The sequence below is a fragment of the Nocardia sp. NPDC052112 genome, assembly GCF_040680135.1.
Taxonomy (GTDB): Bacteria; Actinomycetota; Actinomycetes; order Mycobacteriales; family Mycobacteriaceae; genus Nocardia.
Genome location: NZ_JBFAWD010000010.1, coordinates 84,094 through 101,465 on the forward strand (window position 1 = coordinate 84,094; position 17,372 = coordinate 101,465).

General features: G+C 67.1%; 9 protein-coding genes. 2 read left to right on the top strand and 7 right to left on the bottom strand.

Annotation, left to right across the window (positions count from 1 at the left end):
• Positions 1 to 59: 59 nt before the first annotated feature.
• The 4 genes from AB0L58_RS20850 to ftsY all read right to left on the bottom strand — a co-directional run bounded on the left by AB0L58_RS20850 (position 60) and on the right by ftsY (position 6,356).
• Positions 60 to 2,528 carry a [protein-PII] uridylyltransferase gene (locus AB0L58_RS20850; protein WP_364389027.1) on the bottom strand — a complete coding sequence of 823 codons (2,469 nt, stop codon included), beginning with the start codon at positions 2,526 to 2,528 and terminating at the stop codon, positions 60 to 62.
• Between the two features lie 88 nt (positions 2,529 to 2,616).
• Complete coding sequence (locus AB0L58_RS20855) at positions 2,617 to 2,955, bottom strand: P-II family nitrogen regulator (protein ID WP_040868325.1); 339 nt, start codon at positions 2,953 to 2,955, stop codon at positions 2,617 to 2,619.
• A gap of 4 nt (positions 2,956 to 2,959) precedes the next feature.
• On the bottom strand, positions 2,960 to 4,339 hold the full coding sequence (locus AB0L58_RS20860; RefSeq protein WP_364389030.1) for an ammonium transporter: 1,380 nt from the start codon (positions 4,337 to 4,339) through the stop codon (positions 2,960 to 2,962).
• Between the two features lie 433 nt (positions 4,340 to 4,772).
• On the bottom strand, positions 4,773 to 6,356 hold the full coding sequence (ftsY, locus tag AB0L58_RS20865; protein ID WP_364389033.1) for a signal recognition particle-docking protein FtsY: 1,584 nt from the start codon (positions 6,354 to 6,356) through the stop codon (positions 4,773 to 4,775).
• Between the two features lie 120 nt (positions 6,357 to 6,476).
• Here ftsY and AB0L58_RS20870 point away from each other — a divergent pair, with 120 nt between their 5' ends.
• Positions 6,477 to 6,866, top strand: coding sequence for a DUF2237 domain-containing protein (locus AB0L58_RS20870; RefSeq protein ID WP_019048221.1), 390 nt, complete (start codon positions 6,477 to 6,479; stop codon positions 6,864 to 6,866).
• An 89-nt stretch (positions 6,867 to 6,955) separates the two neighbouring features.
• Here AB0L58_RS20870 and AB0L58_RS20875 read toward each other — a convergent pair whose 3' ends face one another.
• Entirely contained in the window at positions 6,956 to 7,759 is an 804-nt protein-coding gene (locus AB0L58_RS20875) for a TetR/AcrR family transcriptional regulator (protein ID WP_364389035.1), read from the bottom strand.
• Positions 7,760 to 7,864: 105 nt separating this feature from the next.
• On the opposite strand from AB0L58_RS20875, the gene AB0L58_RS20880 reads away from it, so the two are divergent.
• Positions 7,865 to 8,782 (top strand): NmrA family NAD(P)-binding protein, encoded by a 918-nt coding sequence (locus AB0L58_RS20880; protein WP_364389038.1) that lies wholly within the window; start codon positions 7,865 to 7,867, stop codon positions 8,780 to 8,782.
• Between the two features lie 61 nt (positions 8,783 to 8,843).
• On the opposite strand, the gene AB0L58_RS20885 is transcribed toward AB0L58_RS20880, so the two are convergent.
• Together AB0L58_RS20885 and smc are read right to left on the bottom strand one after the other, a co-directional pair.
• Positions 8,844 to 13,295: a tetratricopeptide repeat protein gene (locus AB0L58_RS20885; protein WP_364389041.1), complete on the bottom strand. Its 4,452-nt coding sequence runs from the start codon at positions 13,293 to 13,295 to the stop codon at positions 8,844 to 8,846.
• A 93-nt stretch (positions 13,296 to 13,388) separates the two neighbouring features.
• Entirely contained in the window at positions 13,389 to 17,003 is a 3,615-nt protein-coding gene (smc, locus tag AB0L58_RS20890) for a chromosome segregation protein SMC (RefSeq protein WP_364389043.1), read from the bottom strand.
• Positions 17,004 to 17,372 lie beyond the last annotated feature (369 nt).

The following is a 17,372-nucleotide window of genomic DNA, read 5'->3' on the forward strand; positions in this document are numbered from 1 at the left end:
TGCGGCAGGCTCGCTGCATACGCTTTCAGCAAATCTTGTGCAAATGTCAATTATCCTGGTCAGGAGACCGAGTTGGTACCGGGTTGGCCGACTCCCTCCGGCGGCTTCGGAGCGGGCCGCGGCACCACGCCCATAACCGCCTTTTCGATGGTTTCGCGACGCTCCGGGATATCGACGCCGAGGTCAAGGCTGAAGGCGTCGACCACGGCGGAACCCATGGTCACCACCTTCGCCCAGCGCACATCCGCACCGCATTCGGCAAATGCCGCGGCCAAACGGCTGAGCAGCCCGATCCGATCCTCGGCACGCAACTCGAGGACCACCTGGCCGGGGGTCGATGTCGCCGACCAGATCACCCGGGGCTGCGCCTGCGCGTACGGGCTGGGACGAGCACCGGTGGCCTCGCGTTCCCGCTTCGCGAGTTGCGCGGACAGATCCAGATCGCCCGCGGTCGCCCGGATCAGCTCCTGCCGCAGCAGGCCGCCATCCGGCGGATCGCCGAACTTCGGGGATACCACGAAAGTATTGACGGCCGCCGAACCCGCACTGCCGACGGTCGCCGAGAGCACTCGCAGCGAATGCAGAGCCAATACCCCGGCGGCATCCGAGAGCAGACCCGGTGTATCCGGTGCGATCACGGTAACCGTATAGGTGTACTTGCCCTCGCCGGGCCGCAGATCGACGTGCACGCCGCCCGCCGCGGCCTTGGCCAGCAGTTCCGGTGCAATCGGCTCCGGCTCCGGCAGCTGATCCCCCGCCATGACCAGGCGGCAGCGTCGCACGAGTTCCCCGATCAGCGAGGCCTTCCAATCACCCCACACCCCCGGGCCGGTGGCCAGCGAATCGGCCTCGGCCAAGGTGTGCAGCAGCTCGAGCAGTTGCACGTCGCCGCCGAGGGCATCGACGACGAGCTGCACGGTATCGGGATCGGCCAGATCGCGCCGAGTCGCGGTGTCGGGCAATAACAGATGGTGGCGCACGATGGCGCTGAGCGTTCGCACATCCGATGGCCACAGGCCGAGTCGCCGCCCGATATGGGTGGCCAGTTCGGCACCGACAATGCTGTGGTCACCGGCGCGGCCCTTGCCGATATCGTGCAGCAGCGCACCGAGCATCAGCAGGTCGGGACGGGCGACGCGGGTGCTCAACGCGCTCGCGTAGGCGACCGTCTCCATCAGATGCCGGTCCACGGTCCAGGTGTGCAGCGCATCGCGGGGCGGCAGGTCGCGCACCGCACCCCATTCCGGAAGGAGCCGGCCCCACAAGCCCGTTCGGTCCAGCGCCTCGACCGCATCGATGGCACCGCGACCCGCTCCGAGCAGGATCAACAGATCGTTGAGCGCGTCCTTCGGCCACGGCTCGCGTAGCTCCGGCGCATCCTCGGAGAGCCGATTGAGCGTGGTCGCGGACATCGGTAGCCCGGTCTGCGCCGATGCCGCGGCCACCCGCGGGATCAGTCCGGGATCGCGCTGCGGCCGCGCATCCCGCGCCAACACGACTTCCCCCGCGTGTTCGACCACCCCCTCATCGAGTGGTCGGCGAACCGGCATGCGTCGAAGCCGGGCGAGGCCACGACGGGGCAGTGCATTGGCGGCGGTGCGCAAACCGACGTCGACGGAATAACTCACGGTCCGCGCCGAATCGCTCAGTGTGCGAGCGAGATCGAAACGGTCACCGATGCGCAAGGCCGCGCCGATCTCGTCGGCATCCTGGGCTCGCAGCTGATCGCGGGCCCGGCCCGCCACCCGATGCAGCTCCGTGCGAACATCCAGCAAACGGCGACGCGCATGCTTCAGACCGCCGCCCGGCACATCCGGTCCGAGCCCCGGCATCGCATCGGTCAGCTGCGCGATGGCCAGCGCGTCGAGCAGTTGGATATCGCGCAATCCGCCGCGCCCGTTCTTCAGATCAGGTTCGGCACGATGGGCGATCGCACCGCTGCGCTGCCATCTGGTCTCGGCCTGTTCGATCAATTCGTCGAAGCGCGAACGGATTCCGGTGCGCCACTCCCGGCGCACCCCACCGATCAGCAGATTGCTCAGCTCCATATCCCCGACGATGTGCCTGGCCTCGAGCATGCCGAGGGCCGCGATGAGATCGTCGGAGGCCACGCGCAACGCCTGCGGCACGGTCCGCACACTGTGGTCGAGTTTGATATGCGCATCCCACAGCGGATACCAGAGCTGATCGGCCACCTCGGCCACCCGCGCCGGATCGACGTCGTCGTGCAACAACACCAGATCCAGATCGGAATACGGCAGCATCTCCTTGCGTCCGAGTCCGCCGACAGCGACCACCGCGAGACCGCTGTCGCGATCGATGCCCAGATCGGTGCCCTTGGTGGTCAGCCACAGATCGAACAGATCGACCAGTGCCGAACGCAGGGATTCCGCGTCCAGCCGCGGATTACGGGGCAGTCCGCCCTCGAGCAATTGATTACGTGCCCGGACCAGGTCGGTCGCGCCATTGGAGACGTTCGTGCCGACATCCTCGGTTACCTGTCTGCCGTCTTGCTCGTGACTACCCACAAACCACCGTCCCTGCGAATGCGTACGGCCCCGCCCCGACCGGGCTATCCGGTGGGAGCGGGGCCGCCGCTCGATTTCGATTTTCCGTTTACAGAGCGTCGGTACCGCGTTCGCCCGTCCGCACTCGGATGATCGACTCCACCGGGGTCACCCAGACCTTGCCGTCACCGATCTTGCCGGTGCGGGAGGCCTCGACGATCACCTCGACGACCTTGTCGACCGAGGCATCGTCCACGACCACCTCGACCCGAACCTTCGGCACGAAATCCACCGAGTACTCGGCGCCGCGGTAGACCTCGGTGTGTCCCTTCTGGCGGCCGTAGCCCTGTACCTCGCTGACGGTCATGCCCAGCACACCCGCCTGCTCCAGCCCGGACTTGACGTCCTCGAGAGTGAACGGTTTGACGATAGCGGTGATCAGTTTCATGTCGTCATGCCTCCTTGACGGCGGTACGTGCCGTGCCACCCACAGCAGCGAAATCGTATGCCGTTTCAGCGTGCTCGGATTCGTCCATGCCCACCGACTCGGCTTCCTCGCTGGCGCGCAGCCCAATGGTGAACTTCACGATATAGGCAATGATCAGGGTCGCGATGAAGGAGAACGCAAGTACCGCACCGGCACCGACGGCCTGACGCCACAACTGGTCGAAACCGCCGCCGTAGAACAGGCCGGTCTTGGCCGCGCCCGCCTCCGGGGCCGCCACCAGGCCGACCATCAGGGTGCCGATGATGCCGCCGACGAGGTGCACGCCGACCACGTCGAGCGAGTCGTCGAAGCCGAACTTGAACTTCAGGCCGACCGCCAGCGCACAGATCGCACCGGCCACGAAGCCGATCGCCAGCGCGCCGACCACATTCACCGAGGAACAGGACGGGGTGATCGCGACCAGACCGGCCACCACACCCGAGGCCGCACCCAGCGAGGTGGGCTTGCCGTCGCGGAACTTCTCCACCAGCAGCCAGGCCAGCATCGCCGCGCAGGTCGCGAGGGTGGTGGTGATGAAGGTCGAACCGGCCAGGCCACCCGAGGTGACCGCGGAACCGGCGTTGAATCCGAACCAGCCGAACCACAGCAGACCGGCGCCGAGCATCACGAACGGCAGGTTGTGCGGACGGAACGGGGTGCTCGGCCAGCCCTTCCGCTTACCGAGCACGAGCACCAGGGCCAAGCCCGCCGCACCGGCGTTGATATGGACCGCGGTACCACCGGCGAAGTCGACCGCGAGCAGTTTGTTCGCGATCCAGCCGCCTTCGTGCACGACATTGCCGTCGGCATCCTTGACGTCGAAGTCGAAGACCCAGTGCGCGACCGGGAAGTAGACGACCGTCGCCCAGATACCGGCGAACAGCAGCCAGGAGCCGAACTTCAGGCGGTCGGCGACCGCACCCGAGATGAGGGCAACCGTGATGATCGCGAACATCAACTGGAACGCGACGAATACCGTCGCCGGAATGGTGCCCGCGAGCGGAATGTTCACGGCCTCGGTGGTCACGGTGCCGGCGGCATCCTTGACCTCGGCAACCGAATTGCCGCCGATCAGACCCTTGAGACCGAAGAACTGCGCCGGATCGCCGACAACGCCGAACTTGTTGTCACCGAACGCGGCCGAGTATCCGTATAGCGACCACAGCACGCCGACCAGCCCCATGGCACTGATGCTCATCATGATCATGTTGAGCACGTTCTTGGAACGGACCATGCCGCCGTAGAAAAACGCCAGGCCAGGCGTCATCAACAACACGAGCGCTGAACTGGCCAGCATCCAGGCGGTGTCACCGGTATCCGGTGCACCGGTAAGGGGAAAAGCCACCTTAATGTCCTCCTCATCTCGGGCCCAGCCGACTCCGGCAATTGGACCTGCACAGAAGGGTCCTCATTCGGTGTTTCATCCGTGATGATGCCGTGTTTCACCTAAGTGAACGCGTGGGGCAGTTGTGTTGCTACCACGTTTCCTGGCGTACACAGACGTTTCATCGCAGGTGTGCTGTGTTGGATTTGCCGCGCATTCGCGCTGCGTGTTCGCGGCCCCCTGGTGTCTCGCGTCCGACCCTGTCGAGCGACCTGCAAGCAGTCGCCAGCGGCGCGGTCGAGACTCGCGTCTGCAGCGCATGCGCTTCGACGGCTCGGCTGTGTTCGATGGCCGCGCCGACGGCGCGGACGTGAGACCGGCCGCGAACTCCTCGCTCGTAAGACTCGCTCCGTGGTGGTTATGTCCGCGCCGGCTGTCGCCGCTGACCGCTCGATCAGCCCAGGAGAGCGTCCACGAAGGCGGCGGGTTCGAAGGGAGCCAGGTCGTCGGCGCCCTCGCCGAGGCCGACCAGTTTCACCGGAACACCGAGTTCGTGCTGCACCTGGAAGACGATGCCGCCCTTGGCCGTTCCGTCCAGTTTGGTGAGCACGACGCCGGTGATATCGACAACCTCCGCGAAGACACGCGCCTGCATGAGGCCGTTCTGTCCGACGGTGGCGTCCAGGACCAGCAGGACCTCGTCGACCACACCCGGAGCGGAGCCTGCGGAGCGACCACGCGTTATCGCCTTCTCCACGACGCGCTTGACCTTGCCCAGCTCGTCCATCAGACCGGTCTTGGTGTGCAGTCGACCCGCGGTATCGATCATGACGACATCGACACCGCCCTCGATACCCGCGCTGACCGCATCGAAGGCGACGGCCGCCGGATCCGCGCCCTCCCGGCCGCGAACCGTCTCGGCGCCGACCCGCTCACCCCAGGTCTGCAACTGATCGGCGGCGGCGGCGCGGAAGGTGTCGGCGGCGCCGAGCAGGACCCGGCGGCCGTCGGCGACCAGTACGCGGGCGAGCTTGCCGGTAGTGGTGGTCTTTCCGGTGCCGTTGACGCCGACGACCAGCAGGATCGACGGATGATCGTCATGCGGGAGCGCACGCACCGAACGGTCGAGTTCCGGACGTAGCGCCTCGACCAATACCTCGCGCAGCACGGCGCGAGCCTGTTCGGTATCGCGAACGCTGCGCGCGGCCATCTCCTCGCGCAGCCGCTCCACCACCGCACTGGTGCTCGCGGTGCCGAGATCGGCCAGGACCAGGGTGTCCTCTACCTCTTCCCAGGAATCGTCGTCCAGATCGCCGCCGCCGAGCAGGCCGAGCAGGCTCTTGCCGACCGCGTTCTGGGAGCGCGACAGGCGGCTGCGCAGGCGGACCAGGCGGCCCGCGGTGGGCTCGATGTAGTCGAGGGCGGGGGCGGTGGCGGCATCGGCGGCGGTGGGCTCGGGGGCGGTTTCCACGGAGGTTTTGTCCGGGGTTGCCGCTGGTGCGGTGTCCGCGGGCGGGGCAGGTGCGGTGTCCGTCGGCGCTGCGGTTCCGGGGTCGGCGGTGTCCGACGGCGCGCCGACATCGGTGCTCGTGGGCGGGGCGGTCGCCCCGTCCGATTCGACAGTGGTATCCGATTCGGCCGTCGCGGTTGCGGATTCGGCCGTAGTGGCCGCCCCATCGGTTTCGACCGAAACAGGCTCCGCGGTGTCGACATCACCCTCGGGCAGGGGCACGTTGGTAATGCCGCGCTTCGGCGCGTCACGCGGAATCGCGGCATCGTCGCCGACATGGGGTTGCCCCTCGGTATCGGTTCGCTCGATCGGCGCGGGCTCCGGGCGTGTCGCGGTGGCCGTGCCACCCTGACTGAAGTTGAAGCCGCCCGAGGCCGCGTAACCGCCCGACCGATCGGTCAGTTCTTTCTCGGCGGCGGGTGGCGTCAGTGTGACGCGACGGCGCTTGTACAGGACGAATCCGGCGACAAACGCCACCACCAGCAGGGCGGCGACAGCGGCAATCAGGATCCAGGCTTCGGAACTCACGCCGACCATCCTTGCAGAACCAGGTCCTTCGCCTTACCACAGCGTCCCGGACCCGACACACAACCCCCGAGATTTCTTGTCCTGCGGAACTTCTCGCGACGGGACAATAGTATCGGCGACGTGACCGATCGAAACGTGCTTGGGGGGCCGCTGGAAGAGTGCGGCACCGATCCTCTCACCGGCTTCTACCGGGACGGCTGCTGCAGTACCGGGCCGGAGGATCTGGGCAGCCATACCGTGTGCACCGTCGTCACGGCTGAATTTCTCGAACACCAGGCGTCCATCGGCAACGATCTGAGTACGCCGCGCCCGGAGAACAACTTCCCGGGGCTGCAGCCGGGAGACCGGTGGTGTGTGGTGGCCGTGCGCTGGTTGCACGCCCACGAGGACGGTGTCGCCGCGCCCGTGGTACTGGCAGCCACCCATGAAAACGCCCTGGAAGTGATCTCGATGGACATTCTGCGCAAATACGCCGTCGACGTCCCGGATGACGTGAGCGATTTGCTCTGACTCCCCCCGCGTCAGGTGCCGACCGTCGATGCCCAGAGCGCTCTGTCCCGGGCAGACGGTCGCCGGGCGGAATCCGAATTCGGTCGGCGTTATCGCAGCGCGGCCACCTCGGCCACCGCGGCGCGGGCCGATCTTCGGCGGTGTGCCTTTTGGCGGCAGGCGGCCGAGCAGTAGCGGGCCGGGCGGCCGGTGCCGGTGAGGCGGATCTCGGTGTCGCAGATCGGACAGCGCGGCGTTTCGTTACGAAGGCCAGTTTCGTTACCAGAATTGGCCGCGGCATCAGGTTTCGTTACGGGCCGGATTCCAGGGTCGGCGCGCATGGCATCCAGCATGATCGCGACAGCCCGAAGCAGTGGCCCGCCGGGGCGTTGACGTCGCTGAACCGCCACGCATCCGGTGAAAACATCCAGTACATCGGCGATTTCGAGATCGGAACGGACCGCGCCCTGACGCTGCGCGGCCGTCAACAGGGCGCCGAGCGCGTGCTGAAAGCGATCGCCAGCGCTGCGTAGCAGCGCCTTCGGCCAGCCGTCATCGGACTGGACGACATCGCAGAGCGCCTGGCTGCGCGGGGCGGAGCTGACCACCTCGGTGCAGACCGCGAAGAATGCGGCACCGGGATCCGGCGCGTCGAGATATTCGGCGGCCAGTGTCGCGAGCCGGTCGATGCGCTGTTGCATGACCGCTTCCAGCAGATCGGTTTTCGTGGGGAAATGCCGATAGACAGTGCCCGCGCCCACCCCGGCCCTGCGGGCGACCTCGGCCAGGGAGACCGAGGTGCCGTGTTCGGCGAAGGCACGTTGCGCGGCGGCCAGCACCAACGCGCGATTGCGGCGGGCATCGGCCCGCGCGGCGACCGCGGACGGCGCCGAAGTGGACAGCGAAGCAGACATTTCGTTACGGCCTTCCGTGCCTGGACCTGGCCAAGCGGGTGATCGCGCCCATATCGTCCGAATACGGGTTATCCGACCCGATTGTATCGAGCAGAGAAGGCGAGTATGTCCCTTCAGCAGAACCCCATCCTGGTCACCGGCGCAACCGGCAAGCAGGGCGGTGCGACCGCGCGCCGACTGCTGGCCGACGATATCGCGGTGCGTGTGCTGGTCCGCGATCCGCAGGCGTCCTCGGCCCGTGCACTGGCCGACGCGGGCGCCGAACTGGTGACCGGTGATTTCGACACTCCCGCAACGCTGGACGCCGCCGTCGCCGGAGCGCGCGGTGTATTCCTCGTGCCCCCGGCCGCTTTCGGACCGAACGGCTGGCAGGCCGATTTGGAGGCCACCCGCGGCATCGCGGTGATCGACGCGGCCAAGCGTGCGGGGGTCGAACAGATCGTCTTCACGGGTGTCGCTTCGATAACCGATGACGCCGCCTGGGGCCAGGCTGGAAAGAAAAGCATCGAGGATGCCGCGGCGGCCAGTGGATTGCGCTACACCCTGTTGCGTCCGGTGCGCTTCATGGAGAACTACATCATGCGCGGCAGTCCGGTGGACGGCATCGTCGACGGCGTGCACAGGCATCTGTTCCCGGCCGACCAGCCGCTGCAGATGATCGCGATCGACGATATCGCGGCCTTCGCCGCACTTGCCTTCGCCGACCCGGACCGCTTCCACGGCCGAATCCTCGAATTGGCCGGTGACGCAATAACTCCCATCGCGGCCCTGGCGGCGATCACGCGGGCCACCGGATATCCGCTGCGTTACCACGAGGTCACCGAGGCCGAAGCGGATGCCCTCGGCGAACAGATCGGCAACACTTGGCGGTTGGTCCGCAAGTCCGCCGGATGGCACGCCGACATCCCCGCGCTCCGGGAAATCTATCCCGCCCTCAACACCCTCGAATCCTGGCTCACCACAACCGGTGCCGCCGAGATCGAGGCCCAGCAGAACGGCGACCGCCGCGCCGCCGCACACTGAGCGAATCGTCGGGATCCGCACTTGGTGCGCACACGGGATGCGGATCCTGAGGTGGCGGAGGTCAGGTGTCCGGTGGAGGTTCGAGTGCGTCGCGCGCGAAGGCTCGGCGAATGCGGTTCAGCAGGCCGTCGGTGCTGGGCAGGGTCGCGTCGCGGCACGCGGCGAGGGTGCGCCCAGTGTGCGGATGATCGGGGCCGAGGAGCCGGAGCTGATCGGTGAGCAGTTCCTCCAGTTCTTTTGCGGCAGTCGCGGTATCGCCGGCGCGGCCACGCGCCCGCGCCAGGTGATATCGGGTCACCAGGGTGCGTGGGTGCTCCTCGCCGAAGATGCGGTACTCCTCGATGAGCAGCCGTTCGAATTCGCCGACAGCGACGGCGACGGCACCGGTTTCACAACGCCAGAGCGCCAGTTCATTTCGATTCAGCAGCGTGTCCGGGTGATCAGGCCCGAGGACCCGGATGCGGTCGGCGAGTAACGATTCCAGCTCGGCGACCGCGCTGGGCAGATCCCCGGACACGGCACGCCAACAGGCGAGATCGTGTCTGGTGCGGAAGGTATTCGGATGTGCTGGTCCGTGCACCCGGGTCCGGTCGACCAGGACCGACTCGAATTCGGCCAGGGCAGTGGCGATCGCACCGCTCGCGGCGCGGAAGTACGCGAGATTCGCACGGGTGCGCAAGGTATCGGGATGGTCCGGACCGAGCACACGCAGGCGGATCGGCAGCAGCTGTTCGAATTCGAGGCAGGCGGCGTCCGGATCGCCGCCGGCACCACGGAAGTAGGCCAGATTGTGCAATGTCGACAAGGTGTCGTGGTGATCCGGGCCGAGAATCCGGCGCCGATCGCGCAGCAGCCGTTCGTATTCGCCGATGGCCGTGGCGTATTCGCCGGTCTCGGCGCGCCATCGGGCCAGATTGTGGCGGGTCCGCAGCGTATCGGGATGGTCCGGGCCGAGTACCCGGCGCCGGACCGGAAGCAGCCGCTCCAGGTCGATGAGCGCGGCGGTGATATTGCCGCTCTCGCCGCGCCAGAAAGCGAGATCGGCGCGAGTGCGCAGGGTGTCGGGATGGTCGGGCCCGAGCACCGCGAGCTGATGGGTGAGCAGTTCCTCGTATTCGGCCACGGCGGTCGTGGTGTGGCCACGCTGTCCACGGAAGAAGGCAAGCTTGGTCCGGGTGCGCAGGGTGTCGGGATGGTCGGGTCCCAGCGCGGCGAGCTGGTCGGCGAGCAAACGCTCGTATTCGCTGACGGCCGTGGCGGGATCGCCGCTCTCACCGCGCCAGTAGGCGAGTTGGTAGCGAGTGCGCAGCGTATCGGGGTGGTTGGCGGGCAGGACCCCGAGTCGATCGACGAGCAGTCGGCGGTACTCGTCGAGAGCCGTTGTCGGATCACCGCTTTCACCGCGCCAGAAGGCGAGTTCGTCCCGCGTTTGCAGCGTATCGGGATGTGCGGGGCCGAGCACCTGGAGCCGGGCCGGAAGCACCTTCTCGAATTCGGCGACCGCGGTGACATAGTGACCGATTTCACCGTACAGATGTGCGAGGTTATGGCGCGATCGGAGCGTGACGGGGTGATCCGGTCCGAGGATGCGCTGTTCGTCGGCGATCAATGTCCGGAATTCGGCGATGGCGGTGGTGTGGTCACCGCTGGCGCCGTGCCAGTCGGCGATGCTGCTGCGGGTGCGCAGCGTATGCGGGTGGTCGGGTCCGAGAATGCGCGTTCGATCGGTGAGCAGTTGCTCGAATTCCGCGATGGCGGTGGCATGGTCACCGCTGGCGCCGTGCCAGCGCGCGATGTCGTTTCGGGTGACCAGTGTCCGCGGATCATCGCTGCCGTGCACGCGTTCCTGCTCCGCGAGCAGCGTACGGAGTTCGGCGATGGCGGTGGCATGGTCACCGCTCTCGGCGTGCAGCTGAGCGAGATGGTGGCGGGTGGTGAATATCGCCGGATGGTCGGAGCCGAGAATGCGCTGCTGATCGATGAGAAGATGGTGGAAATCGATGATGGCGGTGGCGAGGTCGCCACTTTCGCCGCGCCACCGGGCGAGCTCACGCCGGCTGGCGAGGGTGTCGGGATGGTCGGCGCCGAGCACGCGCAGCCGGTCGGTGAGCAGACGCTGATACTCCACGATGGCCTTCGCGAGATCGCCTTGTTCGCCGTGGAAGTGCGCGAGATCGTCCCGGGTTCGCAGGGTGTGCCGATGCTCGGCGCCGAGGACCCGGGTTCGATCGACGACCAGCTGCTCGAATTCGGCCACGGCGGTGGCCAGGTCACCGCTCTCGCCGTGCCAGCGAGCGAGGTTGGTTCGAATGGTGAGGGTGCCCGGATCGTCGGCCCCGAGCACCCGAGTCCGCTCGACGAGCAGCTCCTGATGCTCGGCGATAGCGGCGGCCAGGTCACCGCTTTCGCCACACCAGAAGGCGAGATTTTTTCTGGCGGTGAGGGTGTCGGGATGGTCGCGGCCGACCGAGGTCACGAAGGAGGGGATCCATGCGGCCCACTGATCACGGTTGTCCGCGGCCCGCAATGTATCCAGATCCTTCAAAAAGGCAACCGCCGCAGCCGAATCCCCGTAACCGAGGTAATGACGCACCGCCGATCGTCGCGCGTAATCGGAGATCCGCGGGGAATGCCTCGACGAACCGGCGTCCTGCTCGATCGCCTGCACCAGCGCCCGATCCGCCTTCCTGCGCCGCACGATGGGACGGTCGGCGGCCAGCGCAGGACGAAAGGCATTGTGCGCCAGGCCGAGCATCTCATCGGAGGTACCGGGACGCCCTCGACTTACCAATACGCCGAGTCGAACCACGAGATCGCGAATCCGGTTGGTGCTCAGGCCGACACCGAGAAACGCCAGCGCGCCTTCCAACAGTTCCAGCGGCAGCACCGGACCCGCACCCGCCGCCAGCAGAACGCCGAGCAGTGCGAACATTGCCTCGGCCGGACCGGCATCGACTTCGTCGACCACATCACGGACCCGACGCCAGACCAGCGTGTCCAGCCCGATGCCCGCGGCCAGATCCGAAGGGGTGATGTCGGAACGGATCTCGATCAACAGCCGGGCCAGCAGCCAACCACCGGCGGGGGTCTGTTGGAGTAGACCGTCGATCCATTCGCGCCAATTCGTATGTTCGGTGTGCCCCCGAGCCGCCGCGACGGTTTTGGCGAGGTCCGGAGTCGTCGGCGCGGGCAACTCGATTCGATGCATATGGGCGAGCTGGGCCGAGTTCTCGATGCCGGTTCCTTCACGGACGCCGACGATGAGTCGAACATGGGCCAGTTCAGGACGACAGGTCAGCTCGGCGATCGCGTCCACGAGCAGTGCTCTGGTGCCCCGCGGCGGATGATCGAGCCCGTCCACCACGATATGGACCGGTTTCGTCGCGTCCAGTCTGGCCAGCGGCTGCAGAATGGTGATATCGAATTGGTCGAGCCGGCTGCTGTCCTGGTCGGTGAGATCGAATTCGACCACGCGAGTCGCCGCGTTGAAGCCGTCGAGCCTGCTGCCGAGCTGGTAGGCCAGTTCCGCGGTGAAGGATTCCACAGTGCTTGTCGCGTCGAGGAATACCGCCGCCGTAATGTATCCGACCTTGATCGGCAGAATATCCACCCAGCCGGGCCGGATGAGAGTTGCCATGAGCGTGGATTTGCCGCAGCCCGCGGGCCCGATGACACCGCGCAACCGATGGGCGCCCGCGTCGACCACGCCGATGAGCCGCTCGCGCAGCGACCGCGACACCACCAGACCGTTGATCAACTGATCGATGAAACCCGCTGCGGCGCGACCACTTACCGCGTCATCGTGCCGGGCCACATTGGGGACCAACCACAGTCCGGGATCGCTGCTGCGGTTGCGGATTCCGGAGGTGAAGGAAAACGATTGCGGCTCCAGGGCCGGACACAAACGCAACGGCTGCACCAGATCCGAGGGCAACAGGCTCTCGCCGCCGCGCGGCACACCCTTGCCGAAGGTGGTGATGACCGTCTTGGTGAAACAGCCGAAGTAGGCGGGACCGCGCCCGGTGGCGACCAGCAACTCGATCCGCCCGTTCGGTCCCGCCGCCTCCGGCCAGCGCCGCGCGGCGCCGCGGACACCTTCTTCGGTTTCGCAGGCGTCGACCAAAATGATCAGGCCGTCCAGTCCGGACGATGCGTTCAGCCGTTCCTGAATCTCTTGGGTCAGATGAAAGGCATTGTGCACGTTCAGCGTCGGGGCGGGCGAGTCGTGCGCGAGCAGGTAGAAGTTCTCCGACGCGGTGGTCATGCCATGGCCGATGAAGCTGATCAGCAGCGTCGCTTGCCGTTTCGACGCCTTATCGAAGGCTTCGTCTACCGCATCGACCAACTCGCGGAAAGTCGGGTTCAGCAGCGGACCGTGGTGATCGGTGGCGGACTGCCATCCGCCCAGGTCACGCAGTTCGGTGTGGAGCTCGGTGGCGTATTCGTCGGTGAAACCCAAGGTGGGCAGCGCTGCGCACTCCGAGCCGACTACCAGCGCCACCCTCCCGCTCATATTCCGCAACGTACCCGGCGGGCGTCGGCGCCGGGCCACAACGGGGAATCGAAAAGGCCACGATCACAAGGGAATTGTGAAGGGCACTTACACTCAGCTGGCCGCGCCGACCGGGGTCAGGGTCTCCCCGCGCAGCCGCTGACTGATCACCTGAGTGATGCCGTCACCGCGCATGCTGACGCCGTAGAGGGCATCGGCGATCTCCATGGTCGGCTTCTGGTGGGTGATGACGATCAGCTGACTCTTCTCGCGCAGCTGCTCGAACAGGCCGATGAGGCGGCGCAGATTGGTGTCGTCCAGCGCGGCCTCGACCTCGTCCATCACGTAGAACGGCGAGGGGCGGGCGCGGAAAATGGCCACCAGCAGGGCAACCGCGGTCAGCGACTTCTCGCCACCGGACAGCAGCGACAGTCGCTTTACCTTCTTGCCGGGCGGGCGGGCCTCCACCTCGATACCGGTGGTCAGCATGTCCGACGGATCGGTGAGCACCAGCCTGCCCTCACCGCCTGGAAACAGTTTCGCGAAAACGCCGACGAATTCGCGTTCGACGTCCTCGTAGGCCTCGGTGAACACCTGCAGGATGCGCGCATCCACCTCGGCCACCACGTCCAGCAGATCCTTGCGTGCACTCTTGACGTCCTCGAGCTGGGTGGCGAGGAAGTTGTAGCGCTCCTCCAGCGCCGCGAACTCTTCCAGAGCAAGGGGATTCACCTTGCCGAGGGTGGCGAGATCCTTCTCGGCGCGCTTGGCCCGGCGCTCCTGGGATTTGCGGTCGAACGGCATCGGCGCGGGCGGGACCACCTGCTCACCGCGCTCCTTGGCCTGCTCGTACTCCTGCCACTCCAGATCCGAAGGCGGCAACGACACATCCGGACCGTATTCGGCGATCAGATCGGTCAGTGCGATGCCGAACTGTTCGGCAATGGTCGCCTCGAGCTGCTCGATACGCAGTGCCGCTTGCGCTTTGGCGACCTCGTCGCGGTGTACGGCGTCGGTGAGTTGGGCCAGTTGGGTGGTCAGCGCACGGACCCGTTCCTTGACCTGCTCGACCTGACCGGCGCATTCGGTGCGGCGGCGCACCAATTCGTCGCGGCGCGCACCAGCTTGCGCCACAACGGATTCCAATTCTGCGGCGACCTTGGCACCGGATTCGGCAACGGCGGCAGCGACTTCGGCGGCCTGCCTGCGCGCGGCCTGTGCGCGTTCGGCGCGCGCCCTGGTCTCGCGTTCGGCGCGCGCGGCCCGGCGCAGCGAATCAGCCTTGCCGCGAACCGATTCCGCACGTTCCTCGGAGGTACGCACGGCCAAGCGGGCCTCCACCTCCATGGACCGTGCCTCGGCCAGTGCCGCGGCGGCTTCCTCGCGGTCGCGGCCAGCGGAGTCGGTGCCCGCGGCGCCCATGCCATCGTCGGCATCGGATTCGATCTCGGTGCGGCGCAGCCGTTCTTCGAGATCGGCCAGCGCCGCCAGTGCCTCGTCGCGACCGGACTCGGTTTCCGCGCGCTGCCCGGTGAGCCGGTCGATATCGGTTTGAGCCGTGCGCGCCACCTCGCCGAGCCTGCCCAGGCGGTCGTAGATCACGACCAGGGCCTGATCGGATTCGTGCAGTGCGAGCAGTGCCTGATCGACGGCGTCTTTGCGATCGGCTTGTTCGGCCAACGCACCGGACAGGGCCGCCTCCAGTTCTTCGGCGCGGCGTTGCGCGGCGACCAGTTCGACCTCGGCGGCATCGATATCGGCCTGGATCTCCAGCTGACTCGGTGCGCGATCGGATCCGCCGAGCACCCAACCGGTTCCGGTGAGATCACCGTCGCGGGTGACCACACGCAGCTCCGGCCGAGCCCGAACCAGTTCGGTGGCGGCGGCGAGATCGTCGACCACGGCGACACCGACAGTCAGCGCGGCAATGGCGCCGCGTACATTGTCCGGTCCGTCGACCACGTCCGCCAGCCAGCGCGCTCCGCCGGGCGGCACACCGTCGGACGTGATCGGCGCGACCGCCGCATCGAAGACCAGCGCGGCGCGACCGCCATCGGCCTCCTTCAAGGCTTGTACCGCGGCGTGTGCGGAGTCTCCGGTATCGGCGGCAACGGCGTCGGCGAGCGGGCCGAGGGTCGCGGCGACGGCGGCCTCGTAACCACCGTGCACCCGGATCAGCCCGGAGAGCGGACCGAGCAGGCCCTGTGCGCGATTCTCGACCAGCCAGGCGGCGCCGTCCTTGCGCGCCGAACCCATACCCAGTGCTTCGATGCGGGCACTCAGCGACGCGACTCGCTTAGTGGCATCGCGATCCTGTTCCCGCAGCTCCGTGACGCGCTGATCGGCCAATTCGAGAGCCTGCACCGCATGCTCGTGCTGGGCGTCCAGACCGGCCTCACCGGCCTCGAGTTCACCGAGTTCGCCCTGGCCCGCCTCGAATTCGGCCTCGGCCGTCTCGCCGCGCTGGCGCGCCTCGCCGATCGCGACGGTGAGCCGGGTGATCTCCGCGTCCACCGACTGGGATCGGGTGCGCAGGGTTTCGACCTGGCCGGACAGCCGAGCCAGCCCCTCACGACGGTCGGCGATGGCGCGCACCGCGGCCAGATGGGCCTGTTCGGCGGCCTTCGCGGCCTGCTCGCGCTCGGCCAGCGCCTCGCGCGCGGCCTCCAGGGTTTCGGACGCGATTTCGACCGCCTCGCGCAGTTCGGCCTCCTCGGCCTCCACCCGTTCGGCCTCGGCCTCGAGCTGCTCCGGATCGCGGCCGCTGCCGACGGGCAGTTCGGTGTGCAGGTTGCGGGCTCGGTCGCCCGCGATTCGGATGGTGGCATTGACCCGCTCGGCCAGCGCGGACAGCTGGAACCAGATCTGCGCGGCGGCCTCGGCGCTCGGGGTCAGCCGAGACAGCTGGAACTCCTGCTGTGCCAGTGCGGCATTCCCGGCATCGAGTTCGGTCTGCACCGTGATCTGCTGTTCGCGTGCGTACGCCTCTTTGCTCTGCTGGCTCTCCAACTCGTTGCGCCGGGTGACCAGATCGTCGGCGGCCAGTCGCAGGCGCGCGTCGCGCAGGTCGGCCTGTACGGTCTGGGCGCGGCGGGCCACCTCGGCCTGTCTGCCGAGCGGTTTGAGCTGGCGGCGCAGCTCGGTGGTGAGGTCGGTGAGGCGGGCGAGGTTGGCCTGCATCGCCTCGAGTTTGCGAACCGCCTTTTCCTTGCGCTTGCGGTGTTTGAGCACGCCGGCCGCCTCTTCGACGAAGGCGCGGCGGTCCTCGGGGCGCGATTCCAGGATGGCCGAGAGTTGGCCCTGTCCGACGATGACGTGCATTTCCCGGCCGATGCCGGAGTCGCTGAGCAGTTCCTGCACATCCATCAGGCGACAGGAGCTGCCGTTGATCTCGTATTCACCTGCGCCGTCGCGGAACATACGCCGGGTGATGGAGACCTCGGCGTAGTCGATCGGCAGCGCGCCGTCGGAGTTGTCGATGGTCAGCGTGACCTCGGCGCGACCGAGCGGCGCGCGTCCGGAAGTACCGGCGAAGATGACGTCCTGCATCTTGCCGCCGCGCAATGCCTTCGCACCCTGTTCGCCCATCACCCAGGTGAGCGCGTCGACGACATTGGATTTTCCCGAGCCGTTCGGGCCGACCACACAGGTGATGCCCGGCTCGAACCGCAAGGTCGTCGCGGACGCGAAGGACTTGAAACCCTTCAACGTCAGACTCTTCAGGTGCAAATTCGACGACCCTTCCCTGCGCGATGGTCGGACAATTCGTCGTTCCACTAGGCGACCAGCCATGGTATCCGCCGAGCATCGGCTGCCCGGTCAGCGGGCTGACACCGCTCGGCCTCCTCCGTAGGTTATCGACTCCGCGCCCGATGTCACGCATTTCGGTGTGCTCCATATTTGCTGGCCGCGCGTTAGTTTCGCACCCCCCGTCGGTGTTCGCACCTCGGGCGTGCAGGGTGTCGATATTGCGGAAGGTGGCGGGGGTTCGGCGTGCCGCGCAGATCAGCAACCGCTTGGCGTCCAGGATGATTCGCGCATCGACGAGTTCTTCGGCGCTGCGGCAGATGTTCTCCCTGGCCACGCGGTTGGGATAGC

Bases quoted from the DNA above. Each gene is read 5' to 3' on its own strand.
- AB0L58_RS20855 (WP_040868325.1), bottom strand. From the start codon at position 2,955: ATGAAACTGATCACCGCTATCGTCAAACCGTTCACTCTCGAGGACGTC.
- AB0L58_RS20875 (WP_364389035.1), bottom strand. From the start codon at position 7,759: ATGTCTGCTTCGCTGTCCACTTCGGCGCCGTCCGCGGTCGCCGCGCGG.
- AB0L58_RS20880 (WP_364389038.1), top strand. From the start codon at position 7,865: ATGTCCCTTCAGCAGAACCCCATCCTGGTCACCGGCGCAACCGGCAAG.
- AB0L58_RS20885 (WP_364389041.1), bottom strand. From the start codon at position 13,295: ATGAGCGGGAGGGTGGCGCTGGTAGTCGGCTCGGAGTGCGCAGCGCTG.